General features: G+C 59.0%; 16 protein-coding genes. 5 read left to right on the top strand and 11 right to left on the bottom strand.

Annotation, left to right across the window (positions count from 1 at the left end; genetic code table 11):
* Positions 1–130: 130 nt before the first annotated feature.
* Together ACKVY0_RS30690 and ACKVY0_RS30695 are read right to left on the bottom strand one after the other, a co-directional pair.
* Positions 131–3,103 (bottom strand): LamG domain-containing protein, encoded by a 2,973-nt coding sequence (locus ACKVY0_RS30690; RefSeq protein WP_409218704.1) that lies wholly within the window; start codon positions 3,101–3,103, stop codon positions 131–133.
* Positions 3,103–4,272 (bottom strand): exo-alpha-sialidase, encoded by a 1,170-nt coding sequence (locus ACKVY0_RS30695; RefSeq protein ID WP_409218705.1) that lies wholly within the window; start codon positions 4,270–4,272, stop codon positions 3,103–3,105. The genes ACKVY0_RS30690 and ACKVY0_RS30695 overlap by 1 nt, the downstream gene beginning before the upstream one ends.
* Before the next feature lie 238 nt (positions 4,273–4,510).
* Here ACKVY0_RS30695 and ACKVY0_RS30700 point away from each other — a divergent pair, with 238 nt between their 5' ends.
* Genes ACKVY0_RS30700 through dnaE form a run of 3 tightly spaced genes read left to right on the top strand, consistent with a single transcriptional unit; the run spans position 4,511 to position 10,032 of the window.
* Entirely contained in the window at positions 4,511–5,305 is a 795-nt protein-coding gene (locus tag ACKVY0_RS30700; protein WP_409218706.1) for an SOS response-associated peptidase, read from the top strand.
* A gap of 20 nt (positions 5,306–5,325) precedes the next feature.
* Complete coding sequence (locus ACKVY0_RS30705) at positions 5,326–5,778, top strand: LexA family protein (RefSeq protein WP_409218707.1); 453 nt, start codon at positions 5,326–5,328, stop codon at positions 5,776–5,778.
* A gap of 6 nt (positions 5,779–5,784) precedes the next feature.
* Positions 5,785–10,032, top strand: a complete 4,248-nt coding sequence (gene dnaE, locus ACKVY0_RS30710; protein ID WP_409218708.1) for a DNA polymerase III subunit alpha — start codon at positions 5,785–5,787, stop codon at positions 10,030–10,032.
* Positions 10,033–10,262: 230 nt separating this feature from the next.
* Here dnaE and ACKVY0_RS30715 read toward each other — a convergent pair whose 3' ends face one another.
* The 9 genes from ACKVY0_RS30715 to ACKVY0_RS30755 form a co-directional block, all read right to left on the bottom strand.
* A complete protein-coding gene (locus ACKVY0_RS30715) occupies positions 10,263–10,544 on the bottom strand; it encodes a TIR domain-containing protein (protein WP_409218709.1) in 282 nt (93 codons plus the stop codon).
* A gap of 122 nt (positions 10,545–10,666) precedes the next feature.
* Positions 10,667–11,191 carry a hypothetical protein gene (locus tag ACKVY0_RS30720; protein ID WP_409218710.1) on the bottom strand — a complete coding sequence of 175 codons (525 nt, stop codon included), beginning with the start codon at positions 11,189–11,191 and terminating at the stop codon, positions 10,667–10,669.
* Between the two features lie 900 nt (positions 11,192–12,091).
* Positions 12,092–12,484, bottom strand: coding sequence for a hypothetical protein (locus ACKVY0_RS30725; RefSeq protein ID WP_409218711.1), 393 nt, complete (start codon positions 12,482–12,484; stop codon positions 12,092–12,094).
* A gap of 109 nt (positions 12,485–12,593) precedes the next feature.
* Positions 12,594–13,016, bottom strand: coding sequence for a hypothetical protein (locus ACKVY0_RS30730; RefSeq protein WP_409218712.1), 423 nt, complete (start codon positions 13,014–13,016; stop codon positions 12,594–12,596).
* A gap of 178 nt (positions 13,017–13,194) precedes the next feature.
* A complete protein-coding gene (locus tag ACKVY0_RS30735) occupies positions 13,195–13,605 on the bottom strand; it encodes an LIC_13387 family protein (protein ID WP_409218713.1) in 411 nt (136 codons plus the stop codon).
* 141 nt (positions 13,606–13,746) lie between these two features.
* On the bottom strand, positions 13,747–14,367 hold the full coding sequence (locus ACKVY0_RS30740) for a hypothetical protein (RefSeq protein WP_409218714.1): 621 nt from the start codon (positions 14,365–14,367) through the stop codon (positions 13,747–13,749).
* A gap of 185 nt (positions 14,368–14,552) precedes the next feature.
* Positions 14,553–15,233, bottom strand: coding sequence for a hypothetical protein (locus ACKVY0_RS30745; protein ID WP_409218715.1), 681 nt, complete (start codon positions 15,231–15,233; stop codon positions 14,553–14,555).
* A gap of 117 nt (positions 15,234–15,350) precedes the next feature.
* Positions 15,351–16,259, bottom strand: coding sequence for a hypothetical protein (locus tag ACKVY0_RS30750; protein WP_409218716.1), 909 nt, complete (start codon positions 16,257–16,259; stop codon positions 15,351–15,353).
* A 1,581-nt stretch (positions 16,260–17,840) separates the two neighbouring features.
* Entirely contained in the window at positions 17,841–18,005 is a 165-nt protein-coding gene (locus tag ACKVY0_RS30755) for a hypothetical protein (RefSeq protein WP_409218717.1), read from the bottom strand.
* A 331-nt stretch (positions 18,006–18,336) separates the two neighbouring features.
* Between ACKVY0_RS30755 and ACKVY0_RS30760 the strand changes: the two genes are divergently transcribed.
* On the top strand, positions 18,337–21,021 hold the full coding sequence (locus ACKVY0_RS30760) for a cation-translocating P-type ATPase (RefSeq protein ID WP_409218718.1): 2,685 nt from the start codon (positions 18,337–18,339) through the stop codon (positions 21,019–21,021).
* Positions 21,022–21,023: 2 nt separating this feature from the next.
* The coding region (locus tag ACKVY0_RS30765) for a hypothetical protein (RefSeq protein WP_409218719.1) at positions 21,024–21,271 on the top strand (248 nt) is incomplete at its 3' end.

Consider the following 21,271-nt stretch of genomic DNA (forward strand, 5'->3'; position numbering starts at 1 on the left):
GGGAGCGGTCAGCCAAAACGCAGCATGAACTCAAACGTCCCCCAACCCATCTCTCTCGAGGACGCGCAACGGATATGGACCTAGCTGAAGCAGAAAACCGTGGTCAATGAGCGCCAGAGGCACCCTGTGCTCATTGAAAACGAATCATGTGCGGCTGATCGGGCGATAGCGTGAGATTATAAGTCTGCGACCACTGCTGCGTGGCGCTGTCGTAGTCGGTCTGCCAGAAGTCGTTGCCATGGATGCTTTGGTTCACAGGTTTGTCGTCGATGAACAAGGTGAAGCCGCGTGGCGAGCTGAGGCCGGTGAAGGTGATCGGCACGTAGCCGATGCCGCCGGCGAGCGTGAACTCTGCTTTGTCGTCGGCGGTGCTGATGGTGATGGCGGGGTGCGTGCGCTGGAGTTCGCCGTGCTTCATCTCGATGCGGCGATCATTGCCGAGGGCCTCACGCTGGATCATGCGCCAGGTGTTTGCGTCCTTGGTCAAAGCGGTGCGCAGGGCTTCATTGGGGCCGTAGTAGTCGGTGGCGGATTGGGGGATGATGAGGTGCTCGATGGTGGCTTCGACGAAGTCACCAGGCTCGAAGCGAGTGACTCCTGGCGGTGGCACGAGATCGAGTGTGGCGGCGTCTTGTCGATGCCGAGTGACGCCGCGCTCGGCGATCCATGGCGCGGCGTCTTTGCCGCCGAGTCGGGCTTTCCATGAGCGAATGACGATGCCGCGATTGGCTCCGGCGCCGTTGTTTTGATGCGCCCGCAGCTCGCCTTCGTGCAGGCTGATCCACGGGATGCGGCCGGTGCATTCGAGCGGTGCCGTGCGGTAGATGTCGCCGCCCCATTGGGTGTTCCATTCTTTGATGAGGCCGGTTTCATTGCCCAGGGCCATCTTGCGCTCGCTGGTGGAGGTGTAAGTGTCGGCACCGATCTGGAAGAGGACGAAGCGGGAGAAGTCGAGCGCCTTCGTGACATCGAAACGCAGTCGATACACGCCGCGCACGATGTCGTCGGTGCGTGCGAGGCTGACGGTGGTGGAATGTGCGATGCTGGTACCGATGCGGCCCGCGTAGGTCACTTCGGTGAGGCATGGGCCGTGTTTGTGATACGTGGTGCGCATGGCGCTGGGCGACACACGCTGGCCAGCGGGATCGAAGAGGCGCAGGAAGTCGCCGCCGCCGACATTGCTGGTCCATCCCCATCGTTTGTCTTCGCCGAGGGGATATAGCATGGCAGGGCGCACATCGGTGATGGTGCAGTTGGCCTGCGCTTGATCCGGCTCGTAGCAAATGCTCTCGCCCCAGGCACCGAGAGCGCTCTGATCCCACAATTGATTGCTACCCCAACCGATGAGGCAAAGCTGCGCATGTGATGCCGCCGCCACGCCGCCCCAGTGACCGTAAGCGAGCGTGAGTTCGAGTTCGATGCTAGCCTTCGCTGGCAAGCGCACTTGCGAGATGCCGTGGAACCACTGGCTCGCATACACGCCGCCTTCGGGCTCGTTATGCCAGTTCTTGCTGAGCTGCACGGGGATGCCCGTTGGATTGCCATCCGCATCACGCAGGATCGCTGAGACGCCCGTGATCGGCGTGCCGATGCGCTGATGAAAACCGTGCGTGGTCTTCTCAAACATCAGCCGTGCGATTTGTTCGCTGTCGGTGGGATTCGAGAGCTGCAACATCACGCGCTCGACGGCATCATTGCTCGGATTCTGGCCGCCAGGGGGCGCTGTGGGCGCGATGCCATCCAGATTGATGCGGTGCCAGCTAAGGCTTGGCTCATAGACCACCGCACGCGCTACGCCCGTGGCTTTTTCCGATGCGGCGACGATAACCGGGCTCTTTACCTCCAAAGCTGTGCCTGTGACAGGATCGAGCACGAGAGACACCTCACGCTCTTTGCTATCCGTCCAAATTTGCTCGCTACGTTGATGTAGTTTGCCCTTCGGTGTGGTGAGATAGATCTCCATAGCCACTTGCTTCCATGTCTCACGCAGCTTGGTCTTGGAGGCTTTGCCTTGAGCATTGAAGGTCCATTCCAGGACCGGCTTCACCGCAGCACGAGTCTCCTCCGGCTTCAGCGCACGATCAAAGAATCGAATCTCATCCACCACGCCGCGAAAGTGAAAGCCATCGCCCGTGTTGTCCTGGCGTCGGCCAAAGGCGAGTGCGCCGGGGCAGGGCAGTCGTTTTTTGCCCACCATCGTCTCGCCCTCGATGCCGCCATTCACAAACAACCGCAGCGTGTCGCCATCGTAGCTCATCGCCAGATGATTCCACGCATCGAGCTTCAGCGCGGTCCGCTTCTCCGTCTTCGCCACCACCGCATTGGCTGCGCCACCGCCGATGTTCATGTGCGCCCTCGGCTGACCATTGGCGATCATGAAACCCATGTTGCCATTCGCTGCTTCATGAGGCCCCCTGCACATGAGCCAAGGCGAATGCTGCCCGGCCTGATAGTCCTGCGGCACAAAGGCCCACAGCTCCATCGTGAACTGCTCCGCATCCAGCGCCGCGCTGTGCGGGATTTCCAAATGATTCGCGCCATCCAAACCAAAACCGCCGCCGACATGTCCAAAGCTTTGCTCGCCTGCAACAATCGGCAATACTCCAGGTCGCGCTGCCAGGATCAGGCCCAGTCGATCCGTCCAAGCCGCCGTTTCAAATCGCGCCTCCACATTCAAGCGTGAGCCATCCTCCGCTTTGAACTCCAAATCCGTCACATCGCCACGCTGGAAGAAACGTCCTGACTCGATCAAGCGCGGCCCCGTGAAGCGTGACCACTTGCCGCCTGCCGTGCAGCGGTAGTTTTTGCCATCCACGCTCATGTTCAGCGCAAGTTCAGCCGCGGGCAGCCTCCGGTAGTCATCCATGAGCGAGACCACCGCGCCCAGATGCTCGACTCGTAGCGTCTGCGTGTTCAGCGCCATCGCATAGCGCCCCGTTTGAATGACCCGCAGCCAAGGTGCCGTCGGCGTGTGCAAGGGGAAACCTTCCGCCCACCACATCTGCGTGTGATCAGCGGCATGTGGCATGAGGGCCGACAAATCAGCCGCCTGCGCCGTCATCAAAGACGAACCGAGTAGCAGTGAGAGACAGGCAGGGTTCATCACGGTTTCGGAGCTGGCGGTTTGATCGCGGGTGCTTGACGAGCCTTGAGCCACTCGGGGGCGAACTTCACAAAGGCGATCTGCTCATACACATCCTTCGCACCACATTCGATCAACATGCCGACCAGGCCGCCCTGTACGCGCACCATCGAGGTGTAGGCACTCGGGCCGGCCCAGAGTAGCTGCGCGGCGGGCCAAGACTGGCCATTGTCACTGGTGATCCAGGCGGTGACGCTGGTTCGGTTGGTGGCGGCGGGTTGGGAGAAAATCCAGTCGTATTGTCCATTCGAGCCATTGCGAAAGCAGCGATAGAGGCAGCCTTGGCAGCCATTTTCCGGCAAGGCGGCGAGTCCTTGCGCTGGTTCCCAGGTGGTGCCGCGATCCTTGCTAATGACGAGGGTGCGCTGTGTGCCATGCCCCGCGATGGTGCGGGCATTCATGAGCAGCTTTCCGGGAGCCATTTCGATCACTTGCGGCTCGCTGCTGTGATCCGCCGCATCCGCGCCGAGTTGCCATGTTTCACCATGATCATCGGAGTAAAGGCAATGCGTGCGATAGACGCCGCTCTCCGTGTGATAGGCCGGAATGAGCAGGCGATCTGGCCGCGATGCACCGCCGCGCAGGAACACACCTTGGCCCGGCCCCGTGCCATACCAGCCCCAGTTTGCCTTTCGGCAAGTCGCAGAGACATCACGCGGCTCGGCCCACGTCGCACCCTCATCGTCACTGTGCGTGATCCACACCTGCGTGCCTGGCACCTCAGCGGCGACGATTTGCTCTTCGGTGTCCGCCTGGCGGCTGCGTGTGAAGGCCAGCCACAGGCGATGCGTCGTGGCATCCTCCACCACGCAGGGATTCCCGCAGGTATCGTGCCCGAGGTCCGCGATCACCTGCTGCGCTTGCCAGCTTTGTCCATGATCCAAACTGCGCCGCAGCACGATGTCCACATCGCCCGTCATGCGCCGCTGTTCCATGCGGCGCTCCGCAAAAGCCATCAGTGGCCGCTTCGGCTGCCACCAGAGGGCTGGGATGCGGTAGATGCGTGCGCCTTCATCGCCCGCTTTGAATGGCACGGTGTAGAGCAAAGTCTGCGCTGGAGCCTGCTGTGCGGCGCTGCGGCCTGCACCACACACGGAATAGACCGCGAGGAGAAGAAGGAGAGGTTTCATGAGTTGGGATGGTAAAATGATGAGCAGCTAAAGATGCAGATATACCCAACGTCACCATGATTTGTGAATCTTGCTGCGGAGTACTGGAGTCGTGGAGTGCTGGAATGCAGAACTCCATCACTCCATCACTCCCGGGCGAATAGAAATTCCCAAATCCTGATGACGCGAGGTATCACAACGGGTCGGTAAGCTCATCACTCCCTCTTGCCTCTCTACCTGACTGCGCTTTCCTGAGCACATGTGTGGTCGCCTGAACCAGTTCGCGAACATCCCCGCGCTTTCCTTGGCGGGGAAGAAGCTGCACATCGAACGGCGAAAAAAAAAGAAGGACGAGGACCGTAAGTCCGAGGCACAGGTCATCAACAACATCTGCCCCACGGACTACGCCGACGTGCTCACCATGGAGGGGGACGAGATCGGTATCGAGCGCATGCGCTTTGGTCTCGTGCCCGTTTGGGCAAAGGGCAGCAAGGCGGAGGTGGCGAAAAAGTTTGCACTCACGTTCAATGCTCGATGCGAGAGTGTTTTCGAGCTGGCCTCCTACCGTGGCCCGATCTTGCGCCAGCGCTGCCTCATTCCGGTGCGTGGCTGGCATGAATGGCCCGACCGCACCACGCCGTACTTCATCCACCGCATCAACGATGCGCCCCTGTTGCTGGCGGCCATCTGGGATGTGTGGGAAAGCCCTTACCCGGAGGATTTCGAGAGCGGTGCCGTCGTCACCTCCATGAGCGTCGTCACCACGCCACCGGGGCGCTACATGGCGAAATTTCACGACCGCAGCCCGCTGATTTTGGAAGGGGAATCCGCTCTCGCCTGGATGCAGCCAGGCATGCAGGCCGACGACCTCCGCGCACTCTTCAAGCCCTACGAAAGCGAGCATCTGGAAGCCCATCGGGTTTCCACCGCCGCCAATCAGGCCCGTAACAAGAGCGAGGAAGTGCTGCGCCCGATAGCGCCCCCGGTGCCGCAGGCGGGGGATGAACCGGTTAAAGTTGAGGATGATTCAAATCCTCAATTGAAACTGTTCTAAAGAACACTACACAGTGAGGCATGCTCACCACACGCCAACAACACACCCTGAACCTCCTTTGGCTGTCCCAGGCGCGTTCTTGGATTCGGCATCAGATTCCCCTCCTCGGCAGCATCATCGCGGGCAGCCCGGAGCTTCAAGACGGACGCATGGACGGCTGCATCGACATCGACCCCAGCACCCTGCGCCTGCCAAAAAACGCCCGCACCTTCGCCCTGAAAGTCCGGGGCGATTCGATGCGCAATGCGGCCATTTTGGAGGGCGACATCGTCATCATGGAGTTCCGCGAGGCGAGGCATGGCGAGATCGTGGCTGCACTCATCGACGGCGAGACCACCTTGAAGCGGTTCATTGTGCAAAACGGCGTGCCCTACCTCCGCGCCTCGAATCCCAAGTATCCCGACCTGATCCCGGCTCGGGAGTTGGTCATCCAAGGCGTTCTGATCGCGCTGCTGCGGCTTTCCGAGAGGTGATGCGCCATGATTCTGCACTTCGATGCGGATGCGTTCTTCGCCTCCGTCGAGCAGGCCGCCGATAAAAAGCTGCGGGGTCGCCCGGTGGCTGTCGGTGGCGAGCGACGCGGTATCATCGCCTCCGCCAGCTATGAGGCGCGGAAGCTCGGCATCTACACGCCCATGCCCACCGCACGAGCGAAGAAGCTCTGCCCTGGCCTCATCGTGCTGCCCTGCGACTTCGACAAATACGAGCGCTTCTCGCACCTCATGTTTTCGTATGCCTATGATTTCACGCCCATCGTGGAGCTGGCATCCATCGACGAGTGCTATCTCGATCTTCACGGCGCACGGCAGACCAAGGCCAGTGACACCGCAGCGAAGATGCAGCAGGCCATCGCACAGAGTTTGAAGCTGTCCGTGTCGGTGGGCGTCGGCTCGAACAAGCTCGTGTCGCAGATCGCCAGCAAGCTGCGCAAGCCGCATTGCTTCATCGAAGTGGCTCCAGGGCATGAGCAGGGCTTTCTCTGGCCGTTGGAAAACAAATGGCTGCCCCAAGTCGGCCCGCAGCTTGCCGCCAAGCTCAACACCGCCGGTTTGCGCATGGTCGAGCACATCGCTAGAACGCCCGTGGATGAACTCTCGCTGCTCGTCGGCTCCGGGGCGGCGGCCCTCCATGACTACGCTCTCGGCAACGACTTGCGTCCCGTGGTCTGCGATGCACCCGCCGCGAAGAGCTATGGAGAGCAGGAAACCTTCCAGCAGGACACCACCGACACCGCCTTCATCATCGCACGTCTAAGGGGCATGGCCGACACACTCATGCGTCGCGTGCGTGAGGATGGCAAAAGCATCCGCACCGTTACGCTGCGCCTGCGCTACAACGACATGGACGAGGTGACACGCTCCACCAGTCTCGACGAACCGACCGATTTGGAGCACGACCTTTATCCACTCCTCACGGCCATGCTCACGCGCGCCTGGGAGCGCCGTGTCAGTGTGCGCCTGATTGGCCTGCGCTTCACGAAGATCTATGAGACGGGCTTCTGCAATGTCCTGCCGCTGGAGCAGTCCGACATGAAGCGCGAGCGCCTGCACACGCTCTCGCTTATTGTGGATGATCTCCGCCGTGGCAATCGCAGCATCATGCGCGGGCATGATCTCTGGCTCTCGCAGCACCGGCAGGCACCACGGCAAACCTTGCCCAAACCGCAGCTCGTCACCGATCCGACCGCTACCACCACGAATCGTGTCTTGCGCGAGCGTCCCGGCACCGGCCCGCAGATCATCACCAGCCACGCGGCACGTCTCGCGGTGCCTGCGCTGAATGTGAAAAGCTGCTTCAGCTTCCTCGACTCCACGCTCACCATTCCCGCCATCATCGCAGCGGCAGCCGCACACGACATGCCCGCCGTGGCGATCACCGACAAGAATCTCCATGCTGCCGTGCCATTCTTCCAGGCTTCCACCGCCGCCGGAATCAAGCCCATCATTGGCGCGGAGCTGTGCTGCGATAAGAAGCCGCTTCTCGCCTATGTGCAGAACGTGCGCGGCTACCGGAACCTCTGCCGCCTGCTGTCCTTCAACAACGACGCCTGCATCACTCCGGCGCAAATGCACGACCATCACGAGGGCTTGATCCTCATGGCTGCCGACAGCAGCGAGGCGGCATTGCCTGAAATCCGTTACCACAAGCCAGAGGACAAAGTGTTCTTCGACATCGTTCAGAGCATGAAGACGCTCACCCTGCTGCACGAGAAGCATGCGAAGAAGCGTCGCGGTGACTTCGCCTTCCACCCGCCTACGGAATGGCGTTATTCCGCAGCCGCGATGCAGGCCGCACAGGACATCGCCTCACAGTGCGAGTTCACCTTCGATTTCAAAACCCTGCGTTTCCCACGCTACACGCCCGTCGATGGCAGTACGCCTGCCGCCATGCTTCACCACCTCTCGCACGCAGGCTTGAGCCAGCGCTACGGCAGCAAGGCGAAGCAGCACGAGGCCCAGTTGCGCGAAGAACTCTCCATCATCGCCGAAGTCGGTTACGAGGAGTACTTTCTCACCGTCTGGCACCTGCTCCAGGAGTGCGCAGGGCAGGGGATCGGCTGGATCACCCGTGGCAGTGCCGCCGATTCGCTGGTGTGCTACGCCCTCGGCATCAGCAACGTCTGCCCGATTCGCTTCGAGCTCTACTTCAAGCGCTTCCTCAACCGCGACCGCATGGCGTTGCAAAAACTGCCGGACATCGACATCGACTTCGCCCATGACCGCAAAGACGATGTGGTGTTCCTGCTGCTCGACCGCTACGGCCCCGAGCACGCCGCCATCGTCGGCGGGTTCAACACCTTCCTGGCACGTTCCGCTTTCGGCGATGTCGCCAAGGTGCTCGGAGTCGCTGAAAACGAAATTCGCCGCCTCACGGAGCACATGCCGTGGACGGATGCCCGGCACGCTGCCGATGCAGTGGCGCTCTCGCGTGAGTGCGATCACTCTGCATGGCAGGAGGAGCCGCTGCGCACGGCCCTGCTCATGGCCGGGATGCTTGATGGCTTTCCCCGCTACGCGAAAATGCACCCCTGCGGCGTCGTGCTCTCGCGTGATCCCATTCGTGATCAAACACCCACCTTCATCAGCTCCAAAGGCTGGCCCACCACGCACTTTGACATGGATGCCGTCGAAGCCGTCGGCCTCATCAAGCTCGACATCCTTGCGCAAGGTGGTCTGGCCGTTTTGCGGGACACACAGGCCACGTTGCACTCGCAGGGACTTGCGCTGGATCTTCCATCCCTCGAAATCGGCACCCGTGGCGGCACCGAGCAGCCCACCCGACCCGAACCCGTCGAACCATGGAGTGATCCCGGTGTATGGCACATGATCGCCACTGGCAATGCTCGCGGCGTGCATCACATCGAAAGCCCCGCCATGACCAGCCTCGCCTGCATGGCCGACGTGCGCGACATCGACCGCCTCGTGGCGATTGTTTCCGTCATCCGCCCCGGCGCTGCCAATGGCCTCAAGAAAGCGCAATTTGCCCGCCGTGCGCAGGGCCTCGAACCCGTGGACTACACGCACGACAGTCTAGCCCCCGTTTTGCGTTCCACCTTCGGCGTCGTGGCCTACGAAGAGCACATCCTGCAAATCTGCGAAGCCTTCGCCGGTCTCGCTCCCGGTCGTGGCGATGTGCTCCGCCGTGCCTTGGTCAAACAGGACAGCGCCAAGATCAACGAGGTGAAGGCCGAGTTCATGGCAGCGGCCAAGGAACGCCGTCGTGATGCCCGCAGCACCGCCTACGTCTGGGATCTCGTGGCCGGATTCCAGGGCTACGCCTTCTGCCGTGCTCACAGTACCGCCTATGCCGTCGAGGCCTATCAGGGAGCCTATGCCAAGCACTACCATCCCGCTGAGTTCATGGCTGGCGTGCTCACCAATGGCAAAGGGTTCTACTCCCCACTAGTTTACACGCTCGAATGCCGCCGCCTCGGCATTGGGTTTCACTCCCCGGATGTAAACCACTTTAGCGACGCCTTCACAGTGGAGCCTTCCGACGCTCTCAGCGGCACGCCTGCCCAGCCTTTGGGCAAAGCCATCCGGGTTCCCCTGCGCTGCATCAAAGAACTCAGCGAGGCCACACTGGCACGTTGGCGCACCGAAATTGCTCGCGCCCCCTTTGCCAGCATTCGTGATTTCTGTGAGCGTGTTCGTCCCGGAGGCACGGAGGCATTGAATCTCATCCGGGCCGGTGCCTTTGACTCACTCGGCGGCGGTCGCACGGAGCAGTTCTGGCGCTGCATGCACTGTGCTCGGGATGTGAATGCCGGAGCCGACTGGCTGTTTCGTGATGCACGCGAAGACGACATCCGCGCCATCTTCCGAGAGGAACCGACTCTGCTGCAAAAGCTCCACGATGAACTGGACCTCTTCGGCTACACCGTCACCGGCCATCCCCTCGACCTGCATCCTCACATCGCCTGGCAGACCTACTGCCCGATTGCCGATTTGCACCGTTACCACAACCAACGAGTCACCGTCTGCGGCCTCATCATCGTCAGCCGCAGCCATTTGCAGCAAAACGGCCAGCCCATGAAGTTCATCTCCATCTGCGACCGCACCGGCATCGTCGAATGCGAAATCTTCGCCGCTGCCTACCGAGTTTATGGCCTCAACACCGTGCGCTATCCCGTGGTGCAAGTCACCGGCGAGGTGAAACCCTTCGACAATCTCGCCGGCTACACGCTGGAGGTGCTCAGAGTGGAGAAGGCTCGGGGTGTTGCTTGATGTTCTCATATGGGTGGCATCACACGCAAATCCTTGCCATCCGATTCATGGCCGGCTTTGACGCGGGAAATCTCTACAGGTTGCGCGCGGTATCATGTCCAACCCCTGCTTCGATCATCCCATTCTCAACTCGCCCTACGAGTGCCCGCAGCGGCACTGGGAGTCATCGATGACGACTAGGGTGCAACTGGCTGACCAATCATCGGGAGCACTCGTGTCATGCTATTTTGTCAAGCAGTTGCACCCTGACCCCGTTTCCCCAGCTTGTTGGCGTAGTGCTGTGAAATAAAGACGACACAATATCGAGCTAAGCTGCTGTAAACCTCGTGCAAGTGCGCATACAAGTCTTTCCCCCAAAGTTCGGCTTCCTCATACTCATCGTAGAAGACACGAATGCCCTTGTTGCGGAGGATGTCTGCGGTCTGGCTCACGTAGTCCCGGTCTTCGCCAGCAAATGACAGACATACATCGTAGTCGAACTGGTCTTCGTTGATGCCATTGTCGGTTCGCATGGTGAGTTAGGCCTAACGTCTCGGATCAGGCGACGGCGAGCGGGAGGCGTTGATGACACGACAGATGCCATACGAGCCGTTGCCTGCATCCGTTTTGTTCGCCCCGTTGAGTGATACTGTGTTCATCGTGGAAAGTCGCTGAAGTCTTCTTGGTGTGCATGGAACCACTTCACGAGGTCAGGGTAGTAAGCGGTCTCAGCCAGCTTCTCGAACGCCTCACCAATATCGTAGAAGCGCTCCTTCTCCTGTGGGGTCAGATGCCAACCATCAATCCCAGCCTCAAGACGATCTTCTTCAGTCTTCAGATCAATTCGTCCTCGATAAAAAATGTGGCGGGCATCTGCCAGAAGCTTGGCTGCCTCCTGATGACCGCAGTGATTGAGGACTTCGATGATGTCACTGAACTGATCCCAAGAGTAAATCTGATAAAATGGGCTGTGCCAGCCATCGCTGAGAATCTCTCCGTGGAGTCCAGCAGTGTCGCGAAACATCATCTCCGCACGGGAAAGAGGCAACTTGAGCTGGTTGCTCTTGAAGAAAACAAAATCCTCAAGGTGGAAAACTTGATCCGTTGGGCTCGAAAGCGCCGAGATGTCCGCCAAGGTCAACGGCGGATCGAACTGTTTGGTGTCGAAGTTCCAGGGCATCGGGCGACAGGCTCTGCTACTCGGGCGAACGTTTCGGATCAGGCGACGGCGAGCGGAAGACATTGCTGACACGACAGATAGCCTTCGAGCCGTTGCCTGCATCCGTTTTGTTCGCCCTTGTTGGTTCGTGGTGGTTTCTCATGGCAGTTGACCAAGCTTCCGAGCCCAGGACAAAGCGTAGTCCTCGGCGAAGTCCTCTCGCCGAGTGAGGCTGTGGAATGCTGGCTGGTTAAGGTGACCCATCTCGTGAAGGAAAAGGTGGTAGCGATAGTATCGACGAACCTCCTCGGCTGTCCACACCTGAAGATGTCTGCCGTCCCGAACCTCCCAGCGGTCACACCACGGTGCATAATGGCTGCGGGTAAGCATTGATGGCGGACGAGTGCCCCAATCTAACTCATTAGTAACGGGAAACGGGTAAAGGATGACGCAAAGATACCTCCGTCTGGCCTCAACACCTCGGTCTCTGTCCTGTGAACTGGAACGACGAAACACTACCGCGCGAAGATGTCTCCAATGCTTGCGTGGCAGGTGGGCAAGCACCTTCCGAAGGTCCTCCTCAGAGCAAGGGTGATAGTAGTCCCGAGACGGGTTCTCGGTGATGAAGAAAATCTCGCCATCGTCTGGACGCTCCGAAAGGCGTGTCCAAATGTCATCCTGCTGACGTGCTCTGGAACGCTTCTCGATGGCCTGTCCATCACGCACTCTGCCACCCTGCGTCAGACCAATCTTCTTGCTGCGGCGAACGGGATTACGCATTGGAGTTGGGCGAACGTCTCGGATCAGGCGACGGCGAGCGCAACACGTTGCTGACACGACAGATAGCCTTCGAGCCGTTGCCTGCATCCGTTTTGTTCGCCTTGGTTTTGGTGATGTGCATCCACAGTCTGAATCGTCTGGCTAAGGAGTTGAGGTGCGCTCGCGGACAGTGACTCTCATCCACTCTGTCATCATGTGGGAGTAGAACAACGTGTGGAATGCAAAAAACAGGACTGCAAGTCCGACGGCAAGTGGGAGGACAACATGTGCTTCACGGGGACGGGACACTGCAATGCCGGCAAGGATAATAGAAATGAAAAGCGTCCAACCTGCCGCCTCAGCTATGCCGCGATGAAGAATGATGTGAACAGGCATCACCAAATACTCAGGGCGAAATGACTCAGCGAGATTCCTCACTTCTGCGGAAGGGTGCTTGGCTATCACAAGTCCAAGTAACGCAACGCTGGTCAGCCAGACTGCCCACCACATCCAGTGAACCACCTTCAATCGTTCGATGATTGCTCGGATGTGCATGGCTGGTTAGGCGAACGACCCAAGCTCAGCGACCCGGCCCGCGGGAGGCCACGATTGCAACCAGAGCGCGAGGGCCGGGTTCGCTGCAGCGCATGGTTAGGCGATTGGTTCATTTGGATGTCTCTGGTTCTATGAAATCCTTTACTTTGAACCGATAGATTGTGCCGCCCAGCGGCGCAGCATCCACAAATATCTCCAATGCACTCTTGCGCAGGTAGCCCAGGTCAGCGGAAAACTGAACGGCGACGCTCCCCGGACTCGGGTGGGACACCCGCAACGGCGCAGACATGATCCGGCTCTTTCCCTCGCCGATTTGCACTTCGACGTGGGCGAACTCCTTCAACTTGCCGGTGGTCTTGAACTCCATCCACACTCGAATTCCGGCGTCGCCGTTCTTCTCCGATCGGATGGTGACTCCCATTTCCTTTGCCTGTGCCGCGGAAACGTCGAAAATCGTGTATTCCGCGAAACAGCAATCGGGGGCGGCGAAGAGTAGCAAGCCGAGAATCAGGATGGTGAATTTCGTTTTCATAATGACATGACGCTCAACTCGAAGATTTCTGGAACGCTTTCACGCAACAGAATCGCCTAACGTCCCGGATCAGGCGACGGCGAGCGCAAGACGTTGCTGACACGACAGATGCCATACGAGCCGTTGCCTGCATCCGTTTTGTTCGCCCTTGGTTGGTCGTGGATTGTGGCACGCGAAATCATGACTTCGTCCTCGCAAATAGACTTAACGCAGATGCTAGTGCTGTAGTGACAACCGGCACGGGGAAGAAGTAAATAGCCGAGATGACTGCGAAACCAGTCAAAGCGACGGCCGCAATCCCAATAACTCTATCCACCATCGAAGTCTTGGGGAATGGGGCAATTGAGAACAGGATGACGCCAAGCAAGAGAAGCAGAAGGCTCGTGCAAAGGTTATTGCCATCTAGAATCTGCATGTAAGTCCGAGAAGTCCCCACGGGCATGGGCACCATCGTGCGCTGCATAATGGAAACTGTCTCCTTCATGGCAACCTGTTCGTCAGGTATGGCCATGAATGTCCCGACCGTGTGGCCAAGGCAGGTGATGATGCAGAGGATGGCTGCGATGCGAAGTAGAAGTGCTCGGCTCATTCGTGGTTGGATGTAGTCTCTCGAAGTTGGGCGAACGTCTCGGATCAGACACCGGCTGCGATGGACTCCGCAAACACGACAGACGCCTCCAGCCGGTTGTCTGCATCCGTTTTGTTCGCCTCTGTTTTGGTGTTCATGTCGCTACTTGGGCTTATTGCTAATGCAAACGATGCAGTGACAGTCGTCGGGCAATATGGGGCTAAACGATGTAAAGAGATTCGGGTCCTCGTGCGCGGGTGCTTTGAGACCAATGCTCTGAAATGCCTTTTGTATCGCAACAACATAAGGAGGGGCATCTTTGAGGGATCGCACTCCGATAAACAAATCATCAAAAGCGAGTTGGAGCCAAAGTTTCTGAGGTGCGACAACATCAAAGCCAGATTCTCTGAGCACCAATCCGATCTGCTCAGAGTATTTTTGGGCGTCCGGTTCAACACTCAAGAACGTCATTGTGACTTTGCCTTTGGGGGCAGCTTGAAGAAACTCTTTCAGACCCTTGATCTGCTCGGATGTAAGAACCCTTGGTGTGGTGATCTTTTTCAACCGAGCCTCGATCTCGGATGCCTTGGCCTTGGTCTCGCTCAGCTCAATCTCGGATGCTTTCAGTCTCTCTTGAGACTTGATCTTCTCAGACTTGTTAACGACGAGAAGCTTGTCTGCCACGTAGTGGCTTGCGCCAGTGAGAAGAATGCCAAAGACCGTAACTCCAAGGCCCACCCATCTGAGAAGGCTAGCGTAGCGCTGAAGGTCGTCCGAGGTCATTTGGATTTGGTCTTTTGCATTGGAGCGCTGGCCTATAGCCTTTGGGTATTCCGTCACACGGGGCGCGTGCTACGACTTGTGAAGGCGAACGTCTCGGATCAGGCGACGGCGAGCGCAAGACGTTGCAGACACGACAGATAGCCTTCGAGCCGTTGCCTGCATCCGTTTTGTTCGGCCTTGGTGGTTCAGGATGCATTAGCTTCGGCGTTCTGCGGTCCCGTGCCTTCGGGTGACTTATGAGTAAGCTCAAATGCTCCAAAGTCATAGGCGGGGTTATCAAAGATGTCTTCTGGCACGGCGGCAAAACGGAGTGCAAGCAAGTTCGGCTCCCGAAAGGAAGCCAGAGTGCCATCAACGTAGAATCCTGGAACAAAACGGCTCTCGACCTGCACTCGCTCTGAGCACCAGAGATCACCGCTGCGAAGGATGACCTCCGCAGACGGATCAGTGATCGTGAGGCGATAGACATGCCAAAACTGCGCGGCGCTATCCCACCAAAGATAATCCAAGGCACCCACACGCCTGCCGCCCAACACTACCCACCAGCCAAAGCGTCTGCCAGAATCGCTGCCGTCATACCCGGTGCGAATCAGAAACTTGGGGTCATCGTAAGAGGCGAACGGATTTGGGTGGTCCTTCCCATAAACTGAAGCAAAATAGATGGAACTGAGATAACTGCGCTGTGTGGAAGTGTGGCTCGATAACAGAAATGAAACTATGCTGGCACTGATGGCAGAGAAGGCTATTCCGATGAAAATCGCAGTCCCTGACGGCTGAAAACCAAGGGAGATCCGATAAGCTGCGAATCCTATAACGATTGCCGCCACCATCGCAGTCACCACAGTTTTCATCAGTCTGGCTTTCATCTTGGTGCGCTTCGTATCTTGGCCGAACGTCTCGGATCAGGCGACGGCGAGCGCAAGACGTTGCTGACACGACAGATAGCCTTCGAGCCGTTGCCTGCATCCGTTTTGTTCGGCCCGTTATTTGAGTTGTGCATCCTTGAAGACGGTCCCTCCGGCTAGTGCTAGGTCAAGAAGTTGGTCAACTGTTGCAGTCTGTCTAATCCAGCGGTTCTGAAGCTCAAATCCGTGTGTCAATCCGGTGTTCTTGCCGTCGGACTTCCATCGTGCAATGGTGACAGCGAGGGTCTTTGGATCAATCTCTCGAATGGCGAAGGCACAACTAACTCTGTGCTCTGGGTGTGTGTCACCAAACGCTTCAAGGACTTTGACGGACTTAGGAGCCTTGGTAGCGGCGATAGCATCGAAGGCGAGACAGGCGGGGTGATGCACTGAGGCGGAAAGATGTTCCAGTGCTGATTGCGCCCCCTTCTGTCCATCCAACTGACATGCAGCATAGACGGCGTGAACGAAGTCCTCTGTGTGATTCTCTACGGCATACAACATGGCTGGCAACGATGCGGGACGAAGCGTCTCGCACGCCAGCATAACCGCCGTAGCCTGTTGGTGAACACGATCTGTCCTCACGTCTGACTCTAGTGACTGGGCAAACAACTGATCAGGGAGCATGGGGTCAATCAGCAACCGGATAGCATGCAACGTCGAGTCAGTTCCTCCATCGTAGGCCCAATAGGTTCGGCAACACGAGTGGGGTAGCTCATGCACGAATATCTCCTTCAAGACTTTGAAATGCTCGCCATCTCGCCGCAGGAAAAATATGTGTTTGCTACCGGCCTTGAGGCCGGTAGCCGAAGGCTCCCACTTCAATCGTAAAGGGGACGTGGCTAGCTGACCCTTCAGAGTGGACGTGACTGCAACCTCGCCACTGTAAGTGCCACTCCCCTTCTGGCTATCGTAGCCACTCAGATCAATGCTGACACTACGCCCCTGAAACACGATGTCAGACTCAGCGACTGCGGTGGAGAGCATCTTCTCGTGTGGGTGAAACCGATACCTACCCTCTGCGACAAATGGCTGAGGCAAAGTTTCAGCAGCCCGACCACCAAGGGCGAGGATCAAACTGAGAGTTGCAAGGATTGCGATCCTCATGGGACTTGGTTCTTGGCCGAACGCTTCGGATCAGGCGACGGCGAGCGCAGGACGTTGCTGACACGACAGATAGCCTTCGAGCCGTTGCCTGCATCCGTTTTGTTAGGCGTTCTCGTGTGCATGTAATGGATGTGTGAAACCTGAACCAGCATGCTCCGGCAGCCATCCGTGAGCTAGCGCCTCCTCAATAGACGCGGCAATCATCCGAGGTGTGACCGTCTTGGAAGCGTGACCGAGCCAGTTGTCTGGTCGCGGAAAGTCTGCTGCCAGTAAAAGGACGCATCGTGACGGTGGCTCAACACGCTCAACGGCAACTGAAAATCCGCCGGCAAAAACTCCCTCACAGTATGTCGGCTTGCGTCGGATGCGCCAGCGGTAGCGAACCCCCTTGACCGTCACCGTTCGAGAACCTTTTTTGGGAATGGCCATGTGCGTGCGAAGAGACGCCTAACTTGATGATCATTCACAGATCGTGAGGTTTGTCAGCAGCTTTATAGGCGGCGGTTTTGTCGAAAAAGTACGGCCTGCGGCGTTCATCGGTGTCGTTTTACACGCCTATGCCGTACTGGTGCAACAAAAATATTGGTTTTCTACGGCATGGGAGTTTAAAAGGGATGTGTGACCAATCCAAAGTCAGAACCGAGCCTGGAGGAGCAACTGCGAGGTCGGGTACGCTTCAAACAGTACTCGCGGCGCACGGAGGAGACCTATGTCCAGTGGTACAAGCAGTATGTTCGCTTTCAGGCACAAGCCTGCGGTGAGATGCGGCATCCAAGGAAGATGGGAACAGCCAAGGAAAAGATGCCAGGCATTCTGTTTTCGTCCCTCCTCGCAGGCGAGGGAGTTGAAGTAATCCGTTTTGAAAAGACGTACCCCCGGCAAAGCTGGCGCGCATACTGTTCATATAGACAGTCTTTTGAGCCGTTTCAAGCCGTTCCCTGGGGAAACCGAGTGACGCGGGGTCAAAGCCGCCCGACGCGGGCTCCAAGTCGCCCGACGTGGGCTTTTGTCGGCTGACGCGTCCCCTCAGTCGGCTGACGCGGGCCTCATGTCGGCCAACATGGGGCCCAAGTCGGCCGACGCGGGCCTCATGTCAGCCGACGGAATGCCAAATCGGCCGACGCGAGCCGCTAGTCGGGCGACGCGGGCCGCAAGTCGGCCGACGCGAGCCGCTAGTCGGGCGACGATTGCCCCAAGTCGGCCGACGCGGGCCTCATGTCACCCGACGGAAACCCAAATGGGCCGATTCGAACCGCAAGTCGGGCGACAATGGCCCCAAGCTGCCGACGCGGCCCCCAAGTCGTCAGGCGGCAGGCTTCTGTGGGGCGGCTCCGATCCCACGGCACCCGATCTCAGGCCGCTGTGGGGAGACTGACCGGCCATGCGGGACCCTCTTTTTTCTCCTCGGTAGTCGGGGTCAGGCAACTGGCTGACAAATTGTCAGGAGCATTTGTTTCAAGGTCAACTGTCAAGCAGTTGCCTGACCCCGTTTCCCTTGCGGTAAGTGTCGAGGCTGCGCGGGCAGAGATACTGGTGGTCGCGCGCAAGGTTGAGCGCGTAGTGCAGGTCATTGTGATAGCTGTAAGCTTCCGCCGCCGTGTCGATGGTCCAGTTTTTGAACTCCATGGGCGGTTTTGTGCGAGTGAATCGAGGGCGTTGAAGTGGCGCATGCGTGAAGGTGTGCCTTCTTGTACCAGCTCCCCGAGGCATGATTAAGCGCCTTGGACTTTTTGCGCTCGCGTCTGATCTGAGGAACCGTGTGCCTTAATTGGGCTAGCACGGGTCTGTGGAGGATCCGCCCGGTAACGGGCGGCTTTACCCGGAAGCCTATCGGAGGCCGTCGTGGTCAGGCGATGGGGTGCATACCCCACTTGAATGCAGTTGATTGCCAACGAGACATCTGTCACAAAACACTAGGACGGCAGCGTCAGTTATAGCGCCACATATTTGCTCTCCCATGCCTGCAACTCCCCCACTCATCTGGCACGCAGCACTGACCACAGCGGTGGTTGAATCACTCCTAACCGACGCCCATGCCGGACTGCCCGGCAGCGAAGCTTCTGCACGCCTCACCCAACACGGCCCCAACGAGCTGCCCGAAGCCACGCACAAGCCGCTGTGGAAGGTCTTTGCCTCGCAGTTTGCCAGTCCGCTGATCTACATCTTGTTCGTCGCGGCGGTGATCTCGTTCGCAATGAATCACGCGAGTGATGCGGTGGTGATTTTGATCGTGGTGCTGGTCAATGCGGTCATCGGCGCACTGCAGGAAGGCCGCGCGGAGCATTCGATGACGGCGTTGCGCAAGATGTCGTCACTGAAAGTACGCGTGGTGCGCGATGGCGCTGAATCCATCATTGAGGCACGCGATCTGGTGCCGGGAGACATCATACTGCTCGCGGCGGGCGATGCGGTGGGCGCGGATGCACGTCTGCTCGAAGCGGCCTCCTTGGAGGCCACGGAGGCGGCGCTCACGGGCGAATCGCTGCCGGTGTTGAAACACACGGGCGCGCTACCGGAAGAGGCAGGTCTCGGTGACCGCAAAAACATGATCTACTCCGGCACACACCTCACGGCGGGTCGTGGGCGTGCTGTCATCGTCGCCACCGGGTTGCAAACCGAGGTCGGCAAGATCGCGAAGCTCACCTCGGGCGCGCGGGACCCGCAGACGCCGCTGGAACTGCGGCTGCATCAGTTCGGGCAATGGCTGGTGGTGGCGTCCATCGTGCTGTTTGGCGTGATCATCGCGTTTGGACTGCTGCGCGGCCTGCCGTTTGTGGAAATCTTCATGGTGGCGATCAGCCAGATGGTTTCGATGGTGCCGGAGGGGCTGCCGGTGGCGATGACGATTGCTTTGGCCGTCGGCATGCAGCGCATGGCACGGCGCGGCGCCATCGTGCGCCGTCTCGCGGCGGTGGAGACACTGGGATCGACCAGCATCATTTGCAGCGACAAAACCGGCACGCTGACGAAGAACGAAATGACCGTCACCACGCTCATTCTGCCCGATGCACGCCGCGTCGAGGTCACGGGCGCGGGTTACTCGCCCGAAGGTCGGCTCAGTGTCGATAGCAAAGCACTCAACGCTTCTGATGATGCGGCGTTGAAGTCGCTGCTGGAAGCCGTGGTGCTTTGCAATGATGCCAAACTCGTGCCGCCCGATGCCGAAGACACACGCTGGCGCGCGCTGGGCGATCCCACCGAGTCCGCGCTGCTCACCGTCGCGCTCAAAGGCGGCGTGGAGCCGGAAACACTGCGTCATCAGTCACCACGCCGCGCGGAGATCCCGTTTGATGCCACCACGAAGATGATGGCGACGCAGAACGGCCACGGCGCGAGCGGACGTATCGTTTTCAAAGGCGCACCGGAGATGCTGCTCGATCTCTGCGATCCCAAGACACTCGATCTGGCCAAAACTCATCAAACCGCCACCGATCTCGCCGCTCTGGCACTGCGAGTGCTGGCGGTGGCGGAACTGAACGATGCCGTGCTCGATGAAGCGGCCGGCTTTGAGCCGTTTCGCGGTCGTTTGCGCTTCCTCGGCCTGCTGGGGCAGATGGACCCGCCGCGTGATGAGGTGAAGGCCGCTGTCGAGGAATGTCTCATCGCTGGCATTCGTCCCGTGATGGTCACGGGTGATCACAAAGCCACTGGACTCGCCATCGCGACGGCGTTGGGCATTGCGCGGCCCGGCGACATCGCCTTGGACGGCAACGAACTCGAAGCGATGTCCGAACAGGATCTGCACACGAGTCTCGACCGCATCTCCGTCTTCGCCCGCGTGCATCCGGCGCAGAAGCTGCGCATTGTCGAAGCCTTCCAGTCACAGAAACACGTCGTCGCCATGACCGGCGATGGCGTAAACGACGCACCCGCCCTTGCCACCGCCGATGTCGGCGTGGCGATGGGCATCACCGGCACGGAAGTGGCGAAAGGCGCGGCGAAGATCGTCATCACCGACGACAACTTCGCCACCATCGTCAAAGCCGTCGAAGAAGGCCGCCTCGTGTATCAGAACCTCAAGAAGGTGGTGCTGTTCCTGTTCGCCACATCCATTGATGAAGTCCTCGTGCTGCTGCTCGCGCTGGTGTGCGGCTATCCCCTGCCGCTGGCCGCCGTGCAGATCCTATGGATCAACATCGTCACGGAAGGCACCGTCACCGTGAACCTCATCATGGAAGGCCTGGAGGGCGATGAAATGCGCCGCAAGCCCACGCCGTCTGGCGAGGCGCTCATCACGCGGCCGATGCTCAACCGCCTGCTGCTCATGGTCAGCACCTCCGTCGTTGCCATCTTTGGCTTCTTCATGTGGCGCATGTCATCCGGTGCGCCGTTTGAACTCGTGCAGACGGAGACCTTCACGCTCGTCGCCATCAGCCAGTGGTTCAACGTCCTCAACTGCCGCAGCGCGCTCAAATCCACGCTCTGCCTCGATGTGTTCAAGAACCTCTGGCTCGTCGGCGGTCTCGCGCTCGGCATGGTGTTGCACCTCTTCGTCATCTACACCGATTCGCTCAACCACGTCTTCCACACCGTGCCGATCCCCCTGGGCGACTGCCTCCTCCTCGGCCTCATCGGCAGCAGCGTGCTGTGGGTCGAGGAGGTGCGGAAGTGGTTTGCGCGGCGGCGACCAGCTATGGCTTGATCATGCCAGCACGTTCACGCGCAGCCCCTCAAGTTCCGCAAGCTGCTGTGCTTTGCCATCGAAGCTCCAATTTACTCTCCACGCAGGGCTTGAAAAAAAGCAGCTTCGGCTGCTGGCGGAAGGCTATACTGCGCGTCATCACATTTTGTGAAACGGAGGATTGGCCGCAGATTCAGGAAAACCGCAGATTACCAGACATAAAACAATCTGTGGCTTCCCTGAATCTGCGGCAAAAAATCACCCATCTTGA

The sequence above is a fragment of the Prosthecobacter sp. genome, from assembly GCF_046154365.1.
Taxonomy (GTDB): Bacteria; Verrucomicrobiota; Verrucomicrobiia; order Verrucomicrobiales; family Verrucomicrobiaceae; genus Prosthecobacter.

Bases quoted from the DNA above. Each gene is read 5' to 3' on its own strand.
- ACKVY0_RS30690 (WP_409218704.1), bottom strand. From the start codon at position 3,103: ATGAACCCTGCCTGTCTCTCACTGCTACTCGGTTCGTCTTTGATGACG.
- ACKVY0_RS30695 (WP_409218705.1), bottom strand. From the start codon at position 4,272: ATGAAACCTCTCCTTCTTCTCCTCGCGGTCTATTCCGTGTGTGGTGCA.
- ACKVY0_RS30700 (WP_409218706.1), top strand. From the start codon at position 4,511: ATGTGTGGTCGCCTGAACCAGTTCGCGAACATCCCCGCGCTTTCCTTG.
- ACKVY0_RS30705 (WP_409218707.1), top strand. From the start codon at position 5,326: ATGCTCACCACACGCCAACAACACACCCTGAACCTCCTTTGGCTGTCC.
- dnaE (WP_409218708.1), top strand. From the start codon at position 5,785: ATGATTCTGCACTTCGATGCGGATGCGTTCTTCGCCTCCGTCGAGCAG.
- ACKVY0_RS30715 (WP_409218709.1), bottom strand. From the start codon at position 10,544: ATGCGAACCGACAATGGCATCAACGAAGACCAGTTCGACTACGATGTA.
- ACKVY0_RS30720 (WP_409218710.1), bottom strand. From the start codon at position 11,191: ATGCCCTGGAACTTCGACACCAAACAGTTCGATCCGCCGTTGACCTTG.
- ACKVY0_RS30725 (WP_409218711.1), bottom strand. From the start codon at position 12,484: ATGCACATCCGAGCAATCATCGAACGATTGAAGGTGGTTCACTGGATG.
- ACKVY0_RS30730 (WP_409218712.1), bottom strand. From the start codon at position 13,016: ATGAAAACGAAATTCACCATCCTGATTCTCGGCTTGCTACTCTTCGCC.
- ACKVY0_RS30735 (WP_409218713.1), bottom strand. From the start codon at position 13,605: ATGAGCCGAGCACTTCTACTTCGCATCGCAGCCATCCTCTGCATCATC.
- ACKVY0_RS30740 (WP_409218714.1), bottom strand. From the start codon at position 14,367: ATGACCTCGGACGACCTTCAGCGCTACGCTAGCCTTCTCAGATGGGTG.
- ACKVY0_RS30745 (WP_409218715.1), bottom strand. From the start codon at position 15,233: ATGAAAGCCAGACTGATGAAAACTGTGGTGACTGCGATGGTGGCGGCA.
- ACKVY0_RS30750 (WP_409218716.1), bottom strand. From the start codon at position 16,259: ATGCTCTCCACCGCAGTCGCTGAGTCTGACATCGTGTTTCAGGGGCGT.
- ACKVY0_RS30755 (WP_409218717.1), bottom strand. From the start codon at position 18,005: ATGGAGTTCAAAAACTGGACCATCGACACGGCGGCGGAAGCTTACAGC.
- ACKVY0_RS30760 (WP_409218718.1), top strand. From the start codon at position 18,337: ATGCCTGCAACTCCCCCACTCATCTGGCACGCAGCACTGACCACAGCG.